Raw genomic sequence first — 22,387 nt, 5'->3', positions numbered from 1 at the left:
TCGCCGATGGTAGTGTGGGGTTTCCCCATGTGAGAGTAGGTCATCGTCAAGATTAAATTCCAAAACCCCAATTGCGAAAGCAGTTGGGGTTTTGTTTTGGGCGCTCGAAAAGTGTCCACCTTGTCCCTCTACACTTGTTCGCCTTGTGTTCGCCCCGTGCACCACAGTGCTAAAGTCCATCCCTCGATTTTGCTTTTCCCAAGGAAACCGTTATGCCGGACGCGACGTCCCTCAGTCCTGGATTCATGGTGGTTCATGGCAACCGCCTGGACGAGCTGCGAAGCCTGGTGGTCAGTTGGATGCGCCGTTACCCACTGGCGCCCTTGGAAAATGAAATCGCCCTGGTACAAAGCAACGGCATCGCCCAATGGCTCAAGCTGGCCTTGGCCGAAGACCCGGAAGCCGATGATATGGGCGGCTGTGGCATTGCCGCAGCCATCGACGTACAACTGCCTGGCAGCTTTATGTGGCAGCTCTATCGCATGGTCCTGGGCCGCGACGAAATCCCGCCCAAGTCCCTGCTTGATAAAGCCCCGCTGACCTGGCGCCTCATGCGGCTGTTACCCGAGCTGATCGACCAACCGCACTTCGAGCCTCTGCAACGCTTCCTGACGCAAGACGCCGACCTGCGCAAACGCTACCAACTCGCCGAGCGCCTGGCTGACCTCTTCGATCAATACCAGGTCTACCGGGCCGACTGGCTGGAAGATTGGGCCGCAGGCCGGCACCAACTGCGCAATGGTCGAGGCGAGTCCAAACCGCTCAACCCAGCCAACTGCTGGCAAGCCGAGCTATGGCGCGCGCTGCTGCTGGATGTGGGTGAAGCAGGCATGGCCGAAAGCCGGGCCGGCGTGCATCAACGCTTCATCGAGCGCATCAACAACCTTGAACACGCACCGCCCGGCTTGCCTTCTCGGGTGATCGTCTTTGGCATCTCATCGCTGCCGGCCCAGGCGCTGGAAGCCTTGGCGGGCCTGGCCCGTTTCAGTCAAGTCCTGCTCTGCGTGCATAACCCCTGCCGCCATCATTGGTCGGACATCGTCGCCGACAAGGACTTGCTGCGTAACGAATACAAACGCCAGGCGCGCAAAACGGGCATGCCCGTCACTATCGACCCACAAACGCTGCACCAGCACGCCCATCCGCTGCTCGCTGCCTGGGGCAAGCAGGGGCGTGATTACATCAGTCTGCTGGACAGCTACGATGACCCCAACAGCTACCGCGCCGCATTTCGCGACGGTCGTATTGACCTGTTCAGCGACAGCGAACCCACCACGCTCCTCAACCAACTCCAGGACGATATCCTCGAACTGCGCCCGTTGAATGAAACCCGTGAGCTCTGGCCCGCTGTCGACCTGCAACGCGATCCGTCGATCCGTTTCCATATCGCCCACAGCGCCCAACGCGAAGTGGAAATCCTCCACGACCAATTACTTCATCGCTTCAGCGCCGACCCCACGTTGCGCCCTCGGGACGTCATCGTCATGGTCCCCGACGTCGACAGCTATGCACCGCATATTCGCGCGGTCTTCGGCCAGCTCGAACGGCATGACCCACGCTTCATCCCCTTCACCCTTACAGACCAAGGCCAACGTGGTCGCGACCCGCTGTTGATCGCCGTCGAGCACTTGCTCAAACTTCCCGACAGCCGCTTCCCTGTCAGCGAAATCCTCGACCTGCTCGACGTCCCGGCCCTGCGCGAACGCTTCGCCATCAAAGAGCGTGACCTGCCCACCTTGCATCGCTGGATCGAAGGCGCCGGCATCCGCTGGGGCCTGAACGCCGAGCAACGCGCCGGTTTGGGCCTGCCCACGGAACTGGAGCAAAACAGTTGGCGATTCGGCCTGCGCCGTATGCTGCTGGGCTATGCCGTCGGCACCGGCACGGCCTGCGACGGTATTGAGCCTTATGACGAAATCGGTGGCCTCGATGCGGCCTTGATCGGCCCACTGGTCGCCTTGCTTGACGCCTTGAACGATGCCCATCAAGCGTTATCGGAACCCGCGTCGCCACAAACCTGGGGCGAGCGTCTACAACGGTTGATGCAGCTGTTTTTCCTACCCAGCAGCGAGCACGATGACTACCTGCTGGGCCAGCTCGAACAATTAAGAGAAACCTGGCTGGAAACCTGCGAGTCCGTTGGTCTGCAAGACGAGTTACCCCTTACGGTCGTGCGTGAGGCATGGTTGGCCGGATTGGATCAGGGGCGCCTATCCCAGCGCTTCCTGGCGGGGGCGGTCAATTTCTGTACGCTGATGCCCATGCGTGCGATCCCGTTCAAGTTGGTTTGCCTGCTGGGCATGAACGACGGCGATTACCCGCGGGCCCAGCCTCCCCTGGATTTTGACCTGATGGGCAGCGATTACCGCCCCGGCGACCGTTCTCGCCGCGAAGACGACCGCTACTTACTGCTCGAAGCGCTGCTGTCAGCCCGTGACCAGCTGTATATCAGCTGGGTAGGCCGCAGCATCCGTGACAACAGCGATCGCCCGGCCTCGGTGCTGATCGGCCAACTACGCGACCACCTCGCCAGCGGCTGGCAGCACGCCAGAAACGATCTGCCGCTGATCGACGCAATGACCCAGGAGCACCCGCTGCAACCCTTCAGCGCCCGCTACTTCCACGAAGGCGATTCGCTGTTCAGCTATGCGCGCGAATGGCAATTGCTGCATCAGGCACCGGCGGTCATCACCCAAGAGCAAGGCTTGACTCCTCACCAACAGGAAGAACCCCTGAGCCTTGGCCAGTTACAGGACTTCCTGCGCAATCCGGTCAAACACTTCTTCAGCCAGCGCCTGAAAGTATTCTTCGAAGCCGCTGAAGTGCCCTTGGCTGACGAAGAACCCTTCGTGCTGGACGCATTGCAACGCTACAGCTTAAGCGACAGCCTGCTGAACGCGGCACTCACCCAACCCGACCAACTCGATCAGGCGCTCACCGCCCAGGCCCTGCGCCTGCAAGGCAGCGGCCTGCTGCCGATGGTGGGTTTCGGTGAATGCCTGCGTAACGAACTGATCGAGCCGCTGCCGGACCTGGTGCAACGCTATCAACACCTTCTGGCGTTGTGGCCCACTCCGCATACTGGCGCTGAACCGATCAGCTTTGCGTACCAGGGCATCCAGCTGGAAGGTTGGATCAGCGGTCTGCACCGACGCAGTGATGGCGGACTTTTAAGCGTCACCACCATCCCCAACAGTATTGGTTCGATCAAGACACGCAAGTGGCACCGCCTCATCCGCCCCTGGGTCAATCACGTGGTGGCCTGCGCCTGTGGCCTGCCCTTGAGTACCGGCCTGGTAGCCAGTGACGACACCTTGCTCTTGGCCCCACTGGACAAGGCCGGCGCCGAGGACATTCTCGGTAACCTGCTGTTGGCCTGGCACACGGGAATGAGCGCGCCGCTACCGGTCGCAGTGAAAACCGCGTTCGCCTGGCTCGGCCAGGCTGATCCCGCCAAGGCCCAAGCGGCTGCGAGCAAAGCCTATGAAGGCGATGGCATCACCACTGACGGCGAACGCCGCGAAACGCCTGCCCTTACGCGGCAATTTCCCGACTACGCGGCCCTGGTCGCCAGTGAAGAGTTCGAAGGTTGGTGCGAAACCCTGTATCGCCCGCTGATCAACGCCCCCTGGCGATCGCTTTCCAGCACGGAGGCTGACGCATGATCGGCAAACCCTTGGCCCTGGCGTTCCCGCTCAAAGGCAGCCAGTTGATTGAAGCCAGTGCTGGCACCGGCAAGACCTTCACCATCTCCGCCCTGTACCTGCGTCTGGTGCTCGGCCACGGCGGTGATGAATCCGGTTTCGGCCGCGAACTGCTGCCACCGCAAATCCTCGTGGTGACGTTCACCGACGCCGCCACCAAGGAACTGCGTGAACGTATCCGCATCCGCCTGGCTGAGGCCGCGCGCTTCTTCCGTGACGAAATCGAACAGCCTGATGCGCTGATTGCCGACCTGCGCGAGCAATATGATCCGCAGCAATGGCCCGCCTGTGCCAATCGCCTGGACATCGCCGCGCAATGGATGGATGAAGCCGCAGTCTCCACGATCCACAGTTGGTGCCAGCGCATGCTGCGCGAACATGCGTTCGACAGCGGCAGCCTGTTCACACAAACCCTGGAAACCGACCATAGCGACCTGCTGGGCGAAGTGCTGCGCGACTACTGGCGATTGTTCTGCTACCCAATGCACGACGATGCCCTCAACTGGGTGCGCAACCATTGGGGCGGCCCCGCGGCGCTGATGCCACGGGTGCGTGCGTTGTTCGGCAGCGAGCGGCCCACCGACGAAACCCGCGAGCCAGCCGAACTGATCAACGCCTGCCTGCAAGAACGCCGTGCCGCTCTGGTTGCCCTCAAGGCACCCTGGCAACAATGGGCTGCCGAGCTGCGGGATATCTGCCTGCAAGCCGTCGCCGCCAAAGCGGTCGATGGGCGCAAGATGCAAGCGCGCTACTTCGAGCCCTGGTTCGAAAAGATCAGCGCCTGGGCCGCTGACGAAACCCTGGAACAACTGGACATCGGCACCGGCTTCACCCGCCTGACGCCCGACGGAATGGCCGAAGCGTGGAAAGGTGAGCCGCCGCAGCACCCTGGCATCGAGGCTATGGCCAGCCTCAAAGCCAGCCTCGACGCCTTGCCAACGCCCGACGCGGCGGTGCTGCAACACGCTGCCGGCTGGGTCGGCAAACGCTTCGAGGAAGAGAAACGTCGCCGCGCAGAGATGGGGTTTGACGATATGCTGATCCGCCTCAACGCCGCCCTCCAGGCAGACGGTGGCGAGCGCCTGGCCAGTGTGATCCGCGAGCAATTCCCGGTGGCCCTGATCGATGAATTCCAGGACACCGACCCGGTGCAATACAGCATCTTCGACAGCATCTACCGCATCGAAGAAAACCACCTCGACAGCGGCCTGTTCCTGATCGGCGACCCCAAGCAGGCGATCTACGCCTTTCGCGGCGCCGACATCTACACCTACCTGCGCGCCCGGCAGGCCACCACCGGCCGCCATCACACCCTGGGCACCAACTTCCGCTCCAGCCATGCGATGGTCGAGGCGGTGAACCATGTGTTCCAGCGTGCGGAAACCGGCCGTGGTGCGTTCCTGTTTCGCCAGCCTGATGGCGATAACCCGGTGCCGTTCCATTCGGTACTGTCCCAAGGCCGCAGCGAGCAGTTGCAGGTCGACGGCCACACGCCACCGGCCATGAACCTTTGGCATCTGCCCACCGACCAGCCGATTTCCAACGCGGTTTATCGTCAACACCTGGCCGCCGCCTGCGCCACGCAAATCGTTGCGCTGCTCAATGGTGGGCAGCAAGGCACCGCGGGCTTTGTAAAAGGGGGCACCCTCAAGGGCGTGTTGCCGTCAGACATCGCCATCCTCGTGCGCGACGGCAAGGAAGCCCAAGCCGTACGTGCCGAACTGGCCAGCCGTGGCGTGCGCAGTGTGTACCTGTCGGATAAAGACTCGGTGTTTGCCGCCCAGGAAGCCCATGACCTGTTGGCCTGGTTGAAGGCTTGCGCGGAACCGGATGTCGAACGCCCGCTGCGTGCCGCCTTGGCCTGCGTCACCCTGAACCTGTCCCTGTCGGAGCTGGAGCGTCTGAATCAGGACGAATTGGCGTGGGAATCGCGGGTGATGCAGTTCCGTGGCTACCGTGCCATCTGGCGTACCCAAGGCGTGTTGCCGATGCTGCGTCGCCTGCTCCACGACTTCAAGCTGCCGCAAACCCTCATCGCCCGCAGTGATGGCGAGCGTGTGCTGACCAACCTGTTGCACCTCAGTGAATTGTTGCAACAGGCCGCCTCGGAACTGGATGGCGAGCAGGCGTTGATCCGTCATTTGGCCGAGCATCTGGCGCTGTCGGGGCAGGCCGGTGAAGAGCAGATCCTGCGCCTGGAAAGCGACGAGCAACTGGTCAAAGTGGTGACCATCCACAAATCCAAGGGCCTGGAATACGACTTGGTGTTCCTGCCGTTCATCTGTTCGGCCAAGCCCGTGGATGGCAGTCGCTTGCCGTTGCATTACCACGATGAACACGGCAAGTCCCACGTCAGCCTGCGACCCACGGCCGAGTTGATCGCCCAAGCCGACGATGAGCGCCTGGCCGAAGACCTGCGTTTGTTGTACGTGGCCTTGACCCGCGCCAAACACGCCTGCTGGCTGGGCGTCGCCGACCTCAAGCGCGGCAATAACAGCAGCTCGGTCTTGCACCTGTCGGCATTGGGCTATTTGCTCGGTGCCGGCGCGTCGTTGGGCGAATCAGCGGAGCTGGCGCGCTGGTTGCTGGACTTGCAGCAAGGCTGCGCGGCCATCGGTTATGACCTTGTGCCGGACGCCCAAGACATCTTGTTCCACCCGCCGCGCAACCAAGCGACCCTGCTCGCGCCGTTGCTGCCTGCACGCAAGGCCGCAGAAAACTGGTGGATTGCCTCCTACAGCGCCTTGCGCATTGGCGACAGCATGAGCGCCGCCAACCTCGAAGCCCCCGAAAGCCCACAGGCCCAGAAGCTGTTCGATGACGAACGCCTCGACCCCGATGCCCCTCGGGAAACGGTCGCGTCCGGCGGGGATATTCACCGTTTCCCACGCGGTCCCAACCCGGGCACCTTCCTTCACGGCTTGTTGGAATGGGCCGGTGAAGAAGGTTTCAACGTGACCCCGGAGGCGATCGAAAAAGCCGTGGGCGCACGCTGTAACCGCCGCAACTGGGAAGGCTGGATCGTCACCCTCAGCGGCTGGCTGGAGCACCTGCTGCACGCGCCACTGCCCCTGTACAACGAGCGCTTCACCCTCAGTGGCCTGCAGCAGTACCAGATCGAGATGGAATTCTGGTTTGCCAGTCACACCGTCGACGTACTCGCCCTCGACAAACTGGTGTGCCAGCACACCCATGGCGGCGTGTCCCGTGTGGCCGCCGAACCGGTGCTGCTCAACGGCATGTTCAAAGGCTTTATCGACCTGACGTTCGAGCGCGATGGCCGTTACTACGTGGCCGACTACAAATCCAATTGGCTCGGCCCTGACGACTCGGCCTACACCCAGGACGCCATGGAGCACTCGATCCTCGAGCATCGGTACGACCTGCAATACGTACTTTACCTGCTGGCCCTGCACCGCCAACTCAAGGCGCGCCTGCCGCATTACGATTATGACCAGCACGTCGGCGGTGCCCTGTACCTGTTCCTGCGCGGTAGCCAGTCGGTGAGCCAGGGCGCGTATTTCACCCGACCGCCTCGTGAGTTGATCGAGAGCCTGGACCTGTTGTTCCAGGGCAAGCCCATCCCACCCAAGGTTGAGCCCGCCTGGGAACAAGGAGTGCTCTTATGAGCCTGTCGCCGTTACCGCTGGAGGCGCTTTTGCCCCTCGATCGTGCTGCCGACCTGCTGCAGTTGCTTGCACGTTGGGTCGAGCGGGGTTGGCTGCGGGCCTTGGACAAAGCCTTCGTCGGCTTCCTGTACGAGCTGGACCCAAAGGCCGATCCCCTGGTGCTGCTGGCGGCGGCCTTGACCAGCCATCAACTGGGCCATGGCCACGTCTGCCTGGATGTGTTCGAAACCCTCAAGGCGCCGGATTTCGCCCTGTCATTGCCGCCCGAGGGCGACCTGCACACCGACGCCATGCTGCTACCCTCACAGTTGCTGCACGGCCTGGATGGTGCGCATTGGTGCCATGCCCTGGCTTCAAGCCCGTTGGTTGCGCTGGCCGTCGATGGCAGCGAGGAGGCTCGTAGCCGCCCGTTGGTGTTGTCCGGCAAGCGCCTGTACCTGCGCCGCTACTGGGCCTACGAGCGGCGTATCGACCGCGCCCTGCGCCTGCGCCTTGCCAGCGTGGAAGACACCGCCGCCGATCTGCCGCAACGGCTCAATCGCCTGTTCGACCAACCGGCGCCCGATGGGGTGATTGACTGGCAAAAGCTCGCCTGCGCCCTGGCGACCCGCGGCGCCTTCAGCATCGTCACCGGCGGCCCCGGTACCGGTAAAACCACCACCGTGGTGCGCCTGCTCGCGCTGTTGCAGGCGCCCGCCGTGGAGTCCGGCAGCCCGTTGCGCATTCGTCTGGCTGCGCCCACCGGTAAAGCCGCTGCGCGCCTGACCGAATCCATCAGTCAGCAAGTGCTGTCACTGACAGTGCCCGACAACGTGCGGGAAAAAATCCCGACCCAGGTCACCACAGTCCACCGCTTGTTGGGCAGCCGTCCGGGTACCCGGCACTTCCGTCATCACTTGGGCAACCCGTTGCCCTTGGATGTGCTGGTGGTGGACGAAGCCTCGATGATCGACCTGGAAATGATGGCCAACCTGCTCGACGCCCTGCCGCCCCATGCACGCCTGGTATTGCTGGGCGACAAGGACCAACTGGCCTCGGTAGAAGCGGGGGCCGTACTCGGCGACTTGTGCCGCGATGCCGAAGCCGGCTGGTACAGCCCGCAGACTCGCCACTGGCTACAAGCCGTCAGCGGTGAAGACCTCAGTTGCAGCGGCTTGCAAGAAGACCTCGATGGTAGCCATCCCCTGGCCCAGCAAGTGGTGATGCTGCGCTATTCGCGCCGCTTCGGTGAGGGCAGCGGTATTGGCCAACTGGCGCGTTGGGTCAACCAGCAAAACGCCGAAGAGGCCCGCCAGCTGCTAGCCGCAGGCCGTCACGACGACCTGTTCTGCGTCAGCCTCAAGGGCGAGCATGACCACGCCCTTGAGCGCCTGGTACTGGACGGGCAGGGCGATGGCGCCCAAGGTTATCGCTACTACCTGAACCTGCTGCAATCGGCACGCCCCTCTGCGGACACACCGCGTGACGATCCAGCCTGGACCGATTGGGCGCAACAGTTGCTGCAAGCCTTCGACGCGTTTCAACTGCTTTGCGCCGTGCGGAAGGGCCCGTGGGGCGTCGAAGGGCTCAACCTGCGCATCACTGCGGCGTTGCGCAAGGTACGTCTGATCGAGGGTGACGAGCAGTGGTACGAAGGCCGCCCCGTGCTGATGACCCGCAACGATTACGGCCTGGGCCTGATGAACGGCGACATCGGCATCGCGCTGAAATTGCCCGAAAGCGACGGCGGCCCCCACGTCCTGCGGGTGGCCTTTCCACGTAACGATGGCCAGGGCGGCGTGCGCTTTGTATTGCCCAGCCGCTTGAATGATGTGGAAACCGTGTACGCCATGACCGTGCACAAATCCCAGGGCTCGGAGTTCACTCACACCGCGCTGATCCTGCCGGATGCCCTCAACCCGGTGCTGACCAAAGAGCTTATCTATACCGGTATTACCCGCGCCAAGCGTTGGTTCAGCCTGGTTGAGCCGCGCGGCGGCGTGTTTGAGGAAGCGGTGCGGCGCAAGGTCAAACGTCTGAGCGGATTGATGTTGGAGTTGGACCTTCCGTCTGAAAAAAATGACTGGTAGGTCAGGCGATATTTCTTATTCAGACGTCTGATTTTTCTGAAAAAATAGCGAACCCCTCGAATGCTGTGCTTCGTGGGGATGTCCGCCGCTGTGCTATCGTTGCGGCATCATCCTGAAAACACTTGAGAGTATCGCTGCATGAACGTGGCTGTCTCGCCCAAAGCGCGCAGTTTGAGTTGGAGACGCCTGTTACTGGTGACGGTGCTGTGCCTGCTTGCGCCGCGCCTATTTGCGCAGACGCCCAGCCTGGCCGAGCACCGTGCGCAGGCGGTCACCCAAGTGGTGCTCGGTATCCTCAGCTACGCCCGTTGGCCGGTTGAGCCTGCGCAATTGCGGCTGTGCATTGTCGGGCCGACTCAGTACACCGATGATCTGGTCAAAGGCACTACCCAGGCCACCGGTCGTCCGGTGCGGGTGCGGCGCCTGCTGGTCGATCATCCGGATATCGTCAATGCCTGTGATGCCGTCTACATCGGCAAAATCACCCCCGACGAACGCAACCGCCTGTTTACCTCATTGATCGGCCATCCCGTACTCAGCATCAGCGAAGGGGGCGACCAATGCACGGTGGGCAGCCTGTTCTGCCTGCGCGTCAGCGATGAGCAGGTGTCGTTCGAGGTCAATCTGGATTCCGTCGCCCGTAGCGGCGTGCGCATCCATCCCAGTGTGTTGCAGTTGTCCCGTCGTCGAGCGCCTGGCTCATGAGTCGCGATAAAGTGCGGCCGACCCTGCGCTCGGTAATTGCCCGCGGGCATATGATCCTGGCGCTGGTAGCAGTGACCCTGGCCAGTGTGTCCCTGACCCTGCTGGGCGTACTTGCCCTGCGGGTTTACGCCGAGCACAACCTGCACCTGATCGCCCGCTCGATCAACTACACCGTGGAAGCAGCCGTGGTGTTCAACGACAGTGCGGCGGCCACCGAAGCCCTGAGCCTGATTGCCTCTACCGAAGAAGTGGCCCAGGCAGAAGTATTCGATATCAACGGCAAGCTGCTGGCGCGCTGGGTTCGCCCGGAAACCGGCATGTTGTCGCGGGTCGAGTTGCAAATAGCGCACGCCCTGCTCGAACAGCCCATCAGCCAGCCGATCCTGCGCCAGGGGCAAACCGTCGGTAGCATCCATCTGGTCGGCCACGGTGGCAGCCTGTTGCGCTTCTTGCTCAGTGGCTTGGTCGGGATTCTGATCTGCACCGCCCTCAGCGCCTGGGTGGCGTTGCATCTGTCGCGGCGTCTGTTAAATGGTATCACCGTGCCACTGCAGCGCCTGGCGACTGTTGCCCACGCCGCCCGCAGCGAGCGAGACTTCGACCGCCGCGTACCCTCGGCGCAGATCGCCGAACTCGACAGCCTGGGCAGCGACTTCAACGCCCTGCTCGGCGAGATGGAGGCCTGGCAGAGCCACTTGCAAAGCGAAAACGAAACCCTGGCCCACCAGGCCAGCCACGACAGCCTCACCGGCCTGCCCAACCGCGCGTTCTTCGAAGGCCGGCTGATCCGTGCCTTGCGCAGCGCGGCCAAGGTCAACGAGCGGGTGGCGGTGCTGTTCCTCGATAGCGACCGCTTCAAAGACATCAACGACAGCTTCGGTCACGCCGCTGGCGATGCCGTGCTGGTGGCCGTTGCCGACCGCGTGCGGGCGCAACTGCGCGAGGACGACCTGGTGGCGCGCCTGGGCGGTGATGAATTCGCGGTATTGCTGGCGCCCCTGCACAAGGCCGAAGACGCCCAGCGTATCGCCGACAAAATCATTGCCAGCATGGACATGCCGATTCCACTGCCTGGAGACACTCAGGTGTTGACCTCCCTCAGTATCGGCATTGCGATTTATCCCGAGCATGGTGCCACGCCAGGGACCTTGCTCAACGCTGCCGACGCGGCGATGTACCAGGCCAAACGATTGTCTTCGGGCGGCCAGCAAACGGCGGAGTCGGAGCACCCCGTCGCCAACGTTCAACACAGGAGTTGATTCCCTTGTTCGCTAACACACGCGTTTTATTTATTTCTTTGCTCGTCGCCTGCCTGGCCCTCAGCGGCTGCCAGACGCCACCCAAAGGCCTGACCCCGGCGCAAGTCGCCGTGCTCAAGCAACAAGGCTTTGAGCTGACCGATGAAGGCTGGGCCTTCGGCCTGTCCGGCAAAGTGCTGTTTGGCAGCGACGTCGAAACCCTCAACAAACCCAGCACCGACATCGTCGAACGCATCGGCCAGGCCCTGGTAGGCGCGGGTATCGAGCGTGTGCGTGTCGACGGCCACACCGACGCCTCGGGCAAAGAGCCCTACAACGTGGCCCTGTCCCTGCGCCGCGCCAAAAGCGTGGGCAAGGTGCTGACCCGCGTGGGCATGAAAGAAGAAAACATCCAACTGCGCGGCCTGGGCAGCAGCGAGCCGGTAGCGCCGAATACGACCACAGCAGGCCGCACCGAGAATCGCCGGGTGTCGATCGTAGTGATCGCAGACTAAGCGGGTTCACCTTTCCCAAGCTGAAATGCAATCCAATGTGGGAGGGGGCAAGCCCCTCTCACAGTTGTTCTGCGATGTGCTAGCAAGAATGTTCGCTCAACAGCTCGGTGTCATCGCCTGCGTCAAGTCATCCACCACGGCCTTGCCCCTCTCATACAGATAATGCGCGGCCCATGCGTATTGGTCGCCGCGAAAACCTACCAACGACCATTAGGAGTTTTCTCTGTAGGAAAGACCTGTCATGACGAATTTTAATGGCTGGGCTGATGAAGTTTCGCTTTTTCGCAAATGGTGGGCTTAGTTAAATGGACGCTATAAGTAACTACCGTAAAGGATTGCGATGACTATAAATGTCAGTCATTTTCGCCAGGAAGTATCTAAAGTCAGGCTTTCAAAAGATGCATTTGCTGAGCTATTGACGATAAGAGAGTTATTCGAGACGGTAAGTCAAGGTGTTAGATTCGATACCAAGGTCGCCTGCATTAATCCTTTACAGTCAAGCGTGCTGAGAGAGGAGCTGAATAGAATACGAAATATGATCGATCATGAAAGTCACGTCTTGATTCTCGATGGCTTTAAGGTGGATAAACTTTCAACGTTCAAATCTCTGGTGTGGACATTCGGTTCCTTACTCGGTGTCCCAATGGTACAGAATCATCTTGGTCATAAAGTGATTGAGGTTTATGACCGAGGTGGCAAAAGCATTGAGGAAGGTGCGAGATACCATCAGACCCGTCAAGGCGCCTATGTACATAACGATGGTGTGAGCGACCCGTTGCCTATCGATTACTTGATCCTGGCCTGTGGACAGAAAGCACTTTTAGGAGGTGAGAGCATTCTCATCGATGCAAGCGCGGTATACGCCGAGCTGATGGCGTTCCCAGAAGTATTGGAAGCGCTCAAATGCGACTTCTTTTTTGAGAATCGCGGCATGTCAGAGGATGAAAAACTGTTTAAAGCCCCCATCCTCAGCTTTTCCAGTGAAGGTATTCCACTGATCAGATACTTTCGAGTCTACATTGAGTCAGCTCACCTTAAGGCAGGAGTGCCTTTAACAGCAGCTCAAACTCAGGCACTGGACTTTCTGGATACCGTTCTCGATCAGTCATCGGTTCAGCATCGAGTACTGCTGGAGCCAGGGCAAGTGCTTATTTCAGCCGATAACAAGTTTCTGCATACGCGCACGCACTTCATTGATATGAACGCTCCACGTTCCGAGATCAATGATGCTGAGTCTTTGAGTGGTCTCAATCGTTATATGCTACGGCTGTGGTTACGCAAACGATGATGCATCGGTATTCATAACGTAAGTCCTCCCATATCCGCCATAAGCCGAGCCCCATGGACAACTCCGATATCGCGATCACGTTGGTCTTGATTTCTGCCTTTATGCACGCCACTTGGAATGCCGTAGTTCGCGCCGGTAGCAGTCGCTTCATGACCTTGGCCATGGTCGACGGCACCGCGCTAGTGATATGTCTGCTGGCGTTGCCGTTTGTAAGTGTGCCTAGCCTGGAGGTATGGGGCTATATACTCGTCTCTGTGGTGCTCAATACGGTCTACCGGCTATTTTTGATTAAAGCGTACGAAACGGGTGACTTCGGTCAGGTTTACCCGGTGATGCGTGGGGTGCCGCCCGTATTGGTCGTGCTGTTTTCTTACTTTCTGCTGCATGAACAGTTGTCCTCCCAGGCGTTGACGGGAGTGTTGCTGATTTGTGCGGGGATTATCAGCTTGACCTTTGTGCGCAGGATGACGGCGCAGATGTTCAAGCCGATCCTGATGGCGGTGTGCGCCGGTGCGTTTATTGCGTCTTACACGGTGGTGGATGCTAAAGGTGTAAGAGCCAGTGAGACGGTGCTGCAGTACATTATTTACCTGACAGTATTCCAAAGTATCCCGATCCCGATGCTGGCGTTTTCCAAAGAACGTTCAACCTTGGCTCGTGCGATACGTGGGCACTGGCGAGTTGGGCTATTAGGCGGTGTTTTTTACCTGGCGTCTTACGGATTGGTGTTGTTTGCCTTGTCGCTGGACGCGGTGGCCAAGGTCTCAGCTCTGCGGGAAACCAGTGTTATTATCGGCGCCATTATTGCAGCGCTGTTCTTTCACGAACGGTTCGGTTGGCGACGGATGCTTTCGGCGTTCGTCATTGTTTGCGGGATCATTTTGATCAAAGTGAGCACCTGATGGCCCAGCGTCCGCCCCCCACACCTATGCTTCAGGCGTTCGTCAGCGCAGCGCAAACCGGTAGTTTCGCCCGTGCAGCGTCTGAGCTTAACCTCACCGCCAGTGCCATTAGCCATCAAATCGCGGGCTTGGAGGAATGGTGGGGCGTGTCGTTGTTTGAGCGGCACTCACGCGGCGTCAAGCTGACTGCAGCAGGGCAGGCTCTGTTGCCAGTTACCGATGAGTTTTTCAAGGCACTGGATGGGGTATTGCATTCACTCAATCCCGGTAAGTCCCAACCGTTATACCTATCATGCACGTCTTCCCTCTGTTCGACGTGGCTAATCCCCAGGATGCACGGCTCTCACACGCAGGCTTCATTCAACCTGGATCTGGTGTTGACCAGCGCCGACATGAGCAGCACCAGCCTGGAGGCCCATCAATACGATGTCGCCGTGGTGATGGGGTACGGTGACTATCCGGATCATTATGTCGAACTGTTGATGCGCGACGCCGTATTCCCCGTGTGTTCGCCCGATTTTCTGCGGTTGAAGGGCGGCATTGTTCTGGAGGATGTCGCCCGCTATCCGCTGATTCATCGGGTGGACGATCAGGTATGTCCGGGGTGGGAAAGCTGGTTTGCGTTTCAGGGGCTGGCGCCGCCGCCTTATCACCACGGGCCGAGATTTCCGGATTCGAGCCTGGCGATCAGCCTGGCGGTGAAGGGCGGAGGGATTGCGCTGGGCAGGACTGCGTTGGTGTATGACCAACTGGAAGACGGTGCGTTAGTTGCGTTGAATAGCCCTGTGATGATGTCCCCTGCGGCCTACTACATCATTTGTCGAAACGGGCGTCAGTCGGAGCCGGAGATTGCTCGGCTGATTGAATGGCTCAAGAACAGCGCGGGTGAGTTTTTGCGCGAAGTTCGGCTTCGGCATCCGCAAATTACTGCAGCAGGAGCGGTCTAAATGTAGGAAGCCTCCGTTGCTCCTTTTAGCACCTCACTTCGCAAACCTGATCTCCCGCGTCTGCCCCATTAACAACCCCTGATTCTGCTCCGTCACTTCCCGAATGTAATCCCACAACAACGTAATCCGCTTCAACTTCCTCAAATCCTCCCGGCAATACATCCAGAACTGCCGCGTAATCGCAATCTGATCCCCCAGCACCGGCAGCAAGCGCGGGTCCTGCGCGGCCAGAAAGCACGGCAATATCGCCATCGACCGGCCTTGCTGGGCCGCCACGTACTGTGCGATCACGCTGGTACTGCGCAGGCTGGCGCTGGCGCCGGGCACCACATTGGCCAGGTACAGCAACTCCGAACTGAAGGCCAAATCATCCACATAGCTGATAAACGGATGCTCGGCCAAATCCGCAGGTTTGCGGATTGGCGGGTGTTGGTCGAGGTAGTCCTGGGTCGCATACAACTGCAATTTGTAGTCGCACAGTTTGCAGCACACATACGGCCCGTGTTCAGGGCGCTCCAGGGCGATGACGATGTCGGCTTCGCGCTTGGACAGGCTGATGAAGTGGGGCAGGGGCAGGATATCCACCGAGATCGCAGGATAAGTGTCGACGAAGTGGCTCAGTTGCGGGGTGACGAAGAAGCTGCCGAAGCCTTCGGTGCAGCCCATGCGCACATGGCCGGACAGCGCCACGCCGGACCCGGACACCTGTTCGCAGGCCATGTGCAGCGTGCTTTCAATGGATTCGGCATAACCCAGCAACCGCTGGCCTTCGCTGGTGAGCACGAAGCCGTTGGTCCGGGATTTTTCGAACAGCAGCGTGCCGAGGGACACTTCCAGAGAGCTGATGCGCCGCGACACGGTGGTGTAGTCCACCGCCAGGCGCTTGGCGGCCACGCTGGCCTTGCGGGTGCGGGCAACTTCGAGAAAAAACTTCAGGTCATCCCAGTTCAGGGCGCCCAGGGAGGTGATGTTTTTTTGCATATTGGACCGGCTTTTATGTGCGTTCTTATTAGAGATTTGCACATCTATACTCCAAAAACAGTCCGAACGCCTCATTCTTCAAGGCGATTCAACGCCTTGGTTCTCTGCATAACTACAAGATTCTGGAGACCCCATGAACGCATCTGCCGATATTTCCGTGCAACAGGTCAAGTTGCTGATCAACGGCGAGTGGGTCGAGTCCAAGACCACCGAGTGGCAAGACATCGTCAACCCGGCCACCCAGCAAGTGCTGGCCAAAGTCCCGTTTGCCACCGCCGATGAAGTCAACGCGGCCATCGACGCTGCCCATCAAGCGTTCCAGACCTGGAAACTCACGCCGATCGGCGCGCGCATGCGCATCATGCTTAAGCTGCAAGCCTTGATCCGCGAACATTCCAAGCGCATTGCTGTAGTCCTCAGCGCCGAGCAGGGCAAGACCATTGCCGATGCCGAGGGCGATATTTTTCGTGGCCTGGAAGTGGTGGAGCACGCTTGTTCCATTGGCACCCTGCAAATGGGTGAGTTCGCCGAGAACGTGGCCGGCGGCGTGGACACCTACACCCTGCGCCAGCCTATCGGCGTGTGCGCCGGCATCACCCCGTTCAACTTCCCGGCGATGATTCCGCTGTGGATGTTCCCGATGGCGATTGCCTGCGGTAACACCTTTGTACTCAAGCCTTCCGAGCAAGACCCGTTGTCGACCATGCTGCTGGTGGAGCTGGCGCTGGAAGCCGGTGTGCCAGCCGGCGTGCTCAACGTGGTGCATGGCGGCAAGGACGTGGTGGATGCGCTGTGCACTCACAAAGACATCAAGGCGGTGTCCTTCGTCGGTTCGACGGCTGTGGGCACCCATGTCTACGACCTGGCCGGCAAACACGGCAAGCGTGTGCAGTCGATGATGGGCGCCAAGAATCATGCGGTGGTGCTGCCGGATGCCAACCGTGAGCACACCCTCAATGCCCTGGTCGGTGCCGGTTTCGGCGCGGCGGGCCAGCGTTGCATGGCCACCTCGGTGGTGGTGCTGGTGGGCGCCTCCAAGCAATGGCTGCCGGACCTCAAGGCGCTGACGCAAAAGCTCAAGGTCAATGCCGGCAGTGAAGCCGGCACGGACGTTGGCCCGGTGATTTCCAAGCGCGCCAAGGCACGTATCCTTGAACTGATCGAAAGCGGCGTGAAAGAAGGCGCCAAGCTGGAGCTGGACGGCCGCGACATCCAAGTGCCGGGCTTTGAACAAGGCAACTTTGTCGGCCCGACGCTGTTCTCGGGCGTAACCACAGACATGCGCATCTACACCGAGGAAATCTTCGGCCCGGTGCTGGTGGTACTGGAAGTCGACACACTCGATCAAGCCATCGCCCTGGTCAACGCCAATCCGTTTGGCAACGGTACAGGCCTGTTCACCCAGAGCGGTGCGGCGGCGCGTAAATTCCAAAGCGAAATCGATGTGGGCCAGGTCGGCATCAACATCCCGATTCCGGTGCCAGTGCCGTTCTTCAGCTTCACCGGCTCGCGCGGTTCCAAGCTCGGCGACCTCGGCCCGTACGGCAAGCAAGTGGTGCAGTTCTACACCCAGACCAAAACCGTCACCAGCCGCTGGTTTGATGACGACACGGTCAACGATGGCGTCAACACCACCATCAACCTGCGCTGAACTCGGGAGACGACCATGAAAATTGCATTCATCGGCCTGGGCAATATGGGTGCCCCCATGGCCCGCAACCTGATCAAGGCTGGGCACGCGCTTAACCTGTTCGACCTGAACCAGGCGGTACTCAAGGAACTCGCCGAACTGGGCGGCACCATCAGCCACTCACCGCGTGATGCGGCCCAAGGTGCCGAACTGGTGATTACCATGCTGCCGGCAGCCGCCCATGTGCGCAGCGTGTGGCTCAATGAAGACGGCGTGCTCGCCGGCATCGGCAAAGGCGTGCCGGCGGTGGACTGCAGCACCATCGACCCGCAAACCATCCGTGATGTCGCGGCAGCGGCGGCGAAACAAGGTGTGGCCGTGGCCGATGCACCGGTCTCCGGTGGCACCGGCGGTGCCCAGGCCGGGACGCTGACCTTTATGGTTGGCGCCAACCCGGAACTGTTCGCCACCCTGCAACCGGTGCTGGCGCAAATGGGCCGCAACATCGTGCACTGTGGTGATGTCGGCACTGGGCAAATCGCCAAGATCTGCAACAACCTGCTGCTGGGTATCAGCATGGTCGGCGTCAGTGAAGCCATGGCCCTGGGCGATGCACTTGGCATCGATACACAAGTGCTGGCCGGCATCATCAACAGCTCCACGGGGCGCTGCTGGAGTTCCGATACCTACAATCCTTGGCCAGGCGTGATCGAGACCGCGCCATCATCGCGTGGCTATACCGGTGGTTTTGGTGCCGACCTGATGCTCAAGGACCTGGGCCTTGCGACTGAGGCTGCGCGCCAGGCGCATCAGCCGGTGATTCTCGGCGCAGTGGCCCAGCAGTTATATCAATCGATGAGCCAGCGAGGGGAAGGGGGCAAGGACTTCTCGGCGATCATCAACAGCTATCGCAAGCCCAAATAAATACCTGTGGCGAGGGAGCAAGCTCCCTCGCCACAGGTTTTGCTGGGTCAGGCAAACACAAAATACTTACGCACTGTCTCGACCACTTCCCACGTCCCCTTCATCCCCGGCTCCACCACAAAGATATCCCCAGCGCGCAGATGGATCGGCTCCATGCCTTCAGGCGTGATCACGCAGTAGCCTTCCTGGAAATGGCAGTATTCCCACTTCACGTATTCCACGTACCACTTGCCCGGTGTGCAGATCCAGGTGCCCATGATCTTGCTGCCGTCTTCGCTGGTGTAGGCGTTGAGGTTGACAGTGTGCGGGTCGCCTTCGAGCTTTTCCCATTTGCAGGCATCCAGGACCGGCAGTGGGTGGGTGTCGCGCAGTACGGTGATGGGCTTGGACATGATGACTCCGAGGCAGGGAAGGGAAAGCTCAACCCTAAGGCCTCGGGCGTTGCGCCAGTGGTCTGAACTCGACATTGGGATGCCCAGAAGCGCAGTCACCTGAACACCGCAGTCCCCTGTGGGAGCCGGGCTTGCCCGCGATGACGCTGGCACAACAAGCATCTCCATTGCCTGACACTCCGCTATCGCGGGCAAGCCCGGCTCCCACAGGAGGTCTTGGTGTATCTGAGCGACAGATCTGTGCATCAAACCGCTGTTTCCTCGCAGTAACTGCGAAATATTTCCCGTGGCGCGCCAGAATTCGCAAGAAAATTCAGAGCTGGCCCTCGTATCATTCACCTCAGTACCCCGTGAGAGCCTTGCAATGAACCCAATAAAAACGTGGTGGGATATCAGCCCGCCCTTGAGCACGGCCACCCCGACCTGGCCGGGCGATACACCGTTTCAGGAAGAGCGTGTGTGGCAGTTCGGCCCGGAGTGCCCGGTGAATGTGGGGCGCGTAACCCTGTCGCCGCACACCGGCGCCCATGTGGATGCGCCGCTGCATTACAGCGCTGATGGCGCGCCGATTGGCGAGGTATCGCTAGATGTGTACATGGGCCCGTGCCGGGTATTGCATTGCCTGGGCAGCGGCGCCCTGGTGCAGCCGCATCAGTTGCAAGGGCGTGTGGATAACCTGCCCGAGCGCGTGCTGCTGCGCACTTATCCACAAGCGCCACTCACCGACTGGGATTCGAACTTCACCGCCATCGCCCCCCAGACCATTGAGCTACTGGCCAGCCTGGGTGTGCGCCTGATCGGTATCGACACGCCGTCTCTGGACCCGCAACAGTCCAAGACCATGGATTCGCACAACGTCGTGGCGCGCCATGGCATGGCGATCCTCGAAGGCATCGTGCTCGATGACGTACCGGAGGGCGACTATGAACTGATCGCGTTGCCGCTGCGCTTCGCCAACCTGGACGCGAGCCCCGTGCGCGCCATTCTCCGCCCGCTCAAGGAGCCCACGCGATGAGCCAATGTCCTTTTTCAGCTGATTACCAACCGCCGGAAGAATGGCATAACGCCGAATTGAATTTCTCCGAGTCCATGAGCTATGGCGACTATCTGGACCTGGGCAAAGTCCTCAGCGCCCAGCACCCGCTGTCGCCAGACCACAACGAAATGCTCTTCATCATCCAGCACCAGACCTCTGAGCTGTGGATGAAACTGATGCTTCACGAACTCAAGGCCGCCCGCGAACATGTGCGCCTGGGTGAGCTGCCGCCGGCGTTCAAGATGCTGGCGCGGGTGTCGCGGATCTTCGATCAACTGGTGCACGCCTGGGCGGTGCTGGCGACCATGACGCCATCAGAGTACAAGGCAATTCGCCCGTTCCTGGGGCAGTCGTCGGGGTTCCAGTCGTTCCAGTACCGCGAGATAGAATTCATCCTCGGCAACAAAAGCCCGGCGCTGCTGCGGCCCCATGCCCATCGCCCGGAGTTGCTGCAGCAATTGCAGGTGGCGATTGCCACGCCGTCGCTGTATGACGAGGCCGTAAACCTGATGATCAAGGCGGGGTTGGCGATTGATCCCAAACGCGCCGAGCGCGACCCGACCGCAGCCACGGTGCACGATGAATCGGTGGAAGCGGCCTGGCGCGAGGTGTATCGCGACCCGAGCCGTTACTGGGATTTGTATCAGTTGGCCGAGAAGTTTATCGACCTGGAGGACTCGTTCCGCCAATGGCGCTTTCGCCATGTGACCACGGTGGAGCGCATCATCGGTTTCCAGCCGGGTACCGGCGGTACTGAAGGCGTGGGGTATTTGCGCAAGATGCTCGACACGGTGCTGTTCCCTGAACTGTGGCGAGTACGTTCCACCCTCTAAACAAAAAGCCCCGGATTACCGGGGCTTTTTCTATGTGAAATACACTCAACTGTGGGAGCTGGCTTGCCTGCGATGGCGGTGTATCAGTCGGCCACCCGTTGGCTGACACACCGCCATCGCGGGCAAGCCCGGCTCCCACAGAGGTTACTGGGTGACCGCAACTCTCGCGTTTCTGATCCGAAACCGATAGGCAACGTAGATAATCCCCACCCATACCGGCATCGCATACACCGACTCACGAATTCCCGGAATCGCCAGCATCACCCCGATGATCATCACCATGAACGCCAGGCACAGGTAGTTGCTGAACGGGAACCAGAAGGTCTTGAACGACGGCGTCACGCCTTGCTCGCCCATGGCCTTGCGGAACTTGATGTGGGTCAGGCTGATCAGCGCCCAGTTGATCATCAACGAAGCAACCACCAAGGCAAACAGCAACTCCAGCGCACTGTGCGGCGCGACGTAGTTGACCACCACGCACAGCATCGTCACCAACGCCGAAATCGCCAACGCCCGCAGCGGCACGCCTTGCTTGTTGAGCTTCATCAGCGCCTTGGGCGCGTCACCTTGCTCGGCCAGGCCGAACAGCATGCGGCTGTTGCAGTACACGCCGCTGTTGTACACCGACAACGCCGCGGTCAGCACCACGAAGTTGAGGATGTGGGCGGCGGTGTCGTTGCCGATCAGCGAGAAGATCTGCACAAACGGGCTACCGCTGTAGGCATCGCCTGACGCGCCGAGGGTTTGCAGCAGTTGATCCCACGGGTACAGCGACAACAGCACGGTCAGCGCACCGACATAGAAAATCAGGATGCGGTACACCACCTGATTGATTGCCTTGGGGATCACCTTGCGCGGTTCGCTGGCTTCGGCGGCGGTGATGCCGACCAGTTCCAGGCCACCGAACGAGAACATGATAAAGGCCATCGACATCAACAGCCCCATGCCGCCATTGGGGAAGAACCCACCATGGCTCCACAGGTTGCTGACCGAGGCTTGCGGGCCGCCGGTGCCGCTGAACAGCAGATAGCAGCCGAGCACGATCATGCCGACAATCGCCACCACCTTGATGATCGCAAACCAGAATTCGGCTTCACCGAAGAACTTCACGTTCAGGGTGTTGATCAGGTTCACCGCGACGAAGAACACCAGCGCGCTGACCCAGGTTGGGATCTCTGGCCACCAGAACTGGATGTACTTGCCCACCGCCGTCAACTCGGCCATGCCCACCAGCACGTAGAGCACCCAGTAGTTCCAGCCCGCCAGGAAACCTGCGTAACCGCCCCAGTATTTATGTGCGAAGTGGCTGAAGGAACCGGCCACCGGCTCTTCGACGATCATCTCGCCGAGCTGGCGCATGATCAGGAACGCGATAAACCCGGCCACCGCATAGCCCAGGATCATCGACGGCCCCGCCGACTTGAGTACCCCGGCCGAGCCGAGGAACAAGCCTGTACCAATCGCACCTCCCAAGGCGATCAGCTGAATGTGCCGGTTCTTCAGGCCTCGCTTGAGGCCCACCGGGTTAACCATGTCATCCGCCATTAACATTCCCTTCTACTTGTTTTTCTCAAGGGTGATTGCACGCCGCATC

16 protein-coding genes and 1 pseudogene are annotated in these 22,387 nt (G+C 60.4%); 13 read left to right on the top strand and 4 right to left on the bottom strand.

The window, feature by feature from the left end:
* The first annotated feature begins 212 nt into the window (after positions 1–212).
* From recC to GIV35_RS15875, 6 genes are all read left to right on the top strand, one after another.
* A complete protein-coding gene (gene recC / locus GIV35_RS15900) occupies positions 213–3,665 on the top strand; it encodes an exodeoxyribonuclease V subunit gamma (protein ID WP_236265764.1) in 3,453 nt (1,150 codons plus the stop codon).
* Entirely contained in the window at positions 3,662–7,333 is a 3,672-nt protein-coding gene (recB, locus tag GIV35_RS15895) for an exodeoxyribonuclease V subunit beta (RefSeq protein ID WP_236304245.1), read from the top strand. Before recC ends, recB begins: the two co-directional genes overlap by 4 nt.
* Entirely contained in the window at positions 7,330–9,402 is a 2,073-nt protein-coding gene (recD, locus tag GIV35_RS15890; RefSeq protein WP_223023128.1) for an exodeoxyribonuclease V subunit alpha, read from the top strand. The genes recB and recD overlap by 4 nt, the downstream gene beginning before the upstream one ends.
* A 138-nt stretch (positions 9,403–9,540) precedes the next feature.
* A complete protein-coding gene (locus GIV35_RS15885) occupies positions 9,541–10,107 on the top strand; it encodes a YfiR family protein (protein WP_198715957.1) in 567 nt (188 codons plus the stop codon).
* Positions 10,104–11,366: a diguanylate cyclase domain-containing protein gene (locus GIV35_RS15880; protein WP_200647677.1), complete on the top strand. Its 1,263-nt coding sequence runs from the start codon at positions 10,104–10,106 to the stop codon at positions 11,364–11,366. Before GIV35_RS15885 ends, GIV35_RS15880 begins: the two co-directional genes overlap by 4 nt.
* 5 nt (positions 11,367–11,371) lie before the next feature.
* Positions 11,372–11,860 (top strand): OmpA family protein, encoded by a 489-nt coding sequence (locus GIV35_RS15875; RefSeq protein WP_200647678.1) that lies wholly within the window; start codon positions 11,372–11,374, stop codon positions 11,858–11,860.
* A 96-nt stretch (positions 11,861–11,956) separates the two neighbouring features.
* Here GIV35_RS15875 and GIV35_RS15870 read toward each other — a convergent pair.
* Positions 11,957–12,052, bottom strand: a pseudogene (locus GIV35_RS15870) (DUF3077 domain-containing protein); the annotation flags it as partial.
* Between the two features lie 148 nt (positions 12,053–12,200).
* On the opposite strand from GIV35_RS15870, the gene GIV35_RS15865 reads away from it, so the two are divergent.
* Genes GIV35_RS15865 through GIV35_RS15855 form a run of 3 tightly spaced genes read left to right on the top strand, consistent with a single transcriptional unit; the run spans position 12,201 to position 14,997 of the window.
* Positions 12,201–13,148 (top strand): TauD/TfdA family dioxygenase, encoded by a 948-nt coding sequence (locus tag GIV35_RS15865; RefSeq protein WP_105228466.1) that lies wholly within the window; start codon positions 12,201–12,203, stop codon positions 13,146–13,148.
* Between the two features lie 53 nt (positions 13,149–13,201).
* A complete protein-coding gene (locus GIV35_RS15860) occupies positions 13,202–14,050 on the top strand; it encodes an EamA family transporter (RefSeq protein ID WP_105228464.1) in 849 nt (282 codons plus the stop codon).
* Positions 14,050–14,997: a LysR substrate-binding domain-containing protein gene (locus GIV35_RS15855; RefSeq protein ID WP_198715960.1), complete on the top strand. Its 948-nt coding sequence runs from the start codon at positions 14,050–14,052 to the stop codon at positions 14,995–14,997. The genes GIV35_RS15860 and GIV35_RS15855 overlap by 1 nt, the downstream gene beginning before the upstream one ends.
* Positions 14,998–15,030: 33 nt before the next feature.
* On the opposite strand, the gene GIV35_RS15850 is transcribed toward GIV35_RS15855, so the two are convergent.
* A complete protein-coding gene (locus GIV35_RS15850; protein ID WP_105228460.1) occupies positions 15,031–15,978 on the bottom strand; it encodes a LysR family transcriptional regulator in 948 nt (315 codons plus the stop codon).
* Positions 15,979–16,111: 133 nt separating this feature from the next.
* Here GIV35_RS15850 and GIV35_RS15845 point away from each other — a divergent pair, with 133 nt between their 5' ends.
* Both GIV35_RS15845 and mmsB read left to right on the top strand, forming a co-directional pair.
* Positions 16,112–17,629 (top strand): CoA-acylating methylmalonate-semialdehyde dehydrogenase, encoded by a 1,518-nt coding sequence (locus tag GIV35_RS15845; protein WP_236264733.1) that lies wholly within the window; start codon positions 16,112–16,114, stop codon positions 17,627–17,629.
* A 15-nt stretch (positions 17,630–17,644) separates the two neighbouring features.
* On the top strand, positions 17,645–18,532 hold the full coding sequence (mmsB, locus tag GIV35_RS15840) for a 3-hydroxyisobutyrate dehydrogenase (protein WP_198715962.1): 888 nt from the start codon (positions 17,645–17,647) through the stop codon (positions 18,530–18,532).
* 47 nt (positions 18,533–18,579) lie between these two features.
* Here the strand turns inward: mmsB and GIV35_RS15835 are convergent, their stop codons facing one another.
* Complete coding sequence (locus tag GIV35_RS15835; RefSeq protein ID WP_003230905.1) at positions 18,580–18,924, bottom strand: cupin domain-containing protein; 345 nt, start codon at positions 18,922–18,924, stop codon at positions 18,580–18,582.
* 364 nt (positions 18,925–19,288) lie between these two features.
* On the opposite strand from GIV35_RS15835, the gene kynB reads away from it, so the two are divergent.
* Entirely contained in the window at positions 19,289–19,939 is a 651-nt protein-coding gene (kynB, locus tag GIV35_RS15830) for an arylformamidase (protein WP_181125032.1), read from the top strand.
* A complete protein-coding gene (kynA, locus tag GIV35_RS15825) occupies positions 19,936–20,793 on the top strand; it encodes a tryptophan 2,3-dioxygenase (protein ID WP_105228452.1) in 858 nt (285 codons plus the stop codon). Before kynB ends, kynA begins: the two co-directional genes overlap by 4 nt.
* Positions 20,794–20,937: 144 nt before the next feature.
* On the opposite strand, the gene GIV35_RS15820 is transcribed toward kynA, so the two are convergent.
* The gene (locus GIV35_RS15820; protein WP_105228450.1) at positions 20,938–22,338 is read right to left on the bottom strand and encodes an amino acid permease; all 1,401 of its coding nucleotides are present in this window, start codon (positions 22,336–22,338) and stop codon (positions 20,938–20,940) included.
* Positions 22,339–22,387 lie beyond the last annotated feature (49 nt).

The sequence above is a fragment of the Pseudomonas sp. PA-1-6B genome (assembly GCF_021609545.1).
Classification (GTDB): domain Bacteria; phylum Pseudomonadota; class Gammaproteobacteria; order Pseudomonadales; family Pseudomonadaceae; genus Aquipseudomonas; species Aquipseudomonas fluorescens_BV.
Note: the sequence above shows the minus strand (reverse complement) of the source record. Positions and strands in the feature narration are given on the sequence as shown.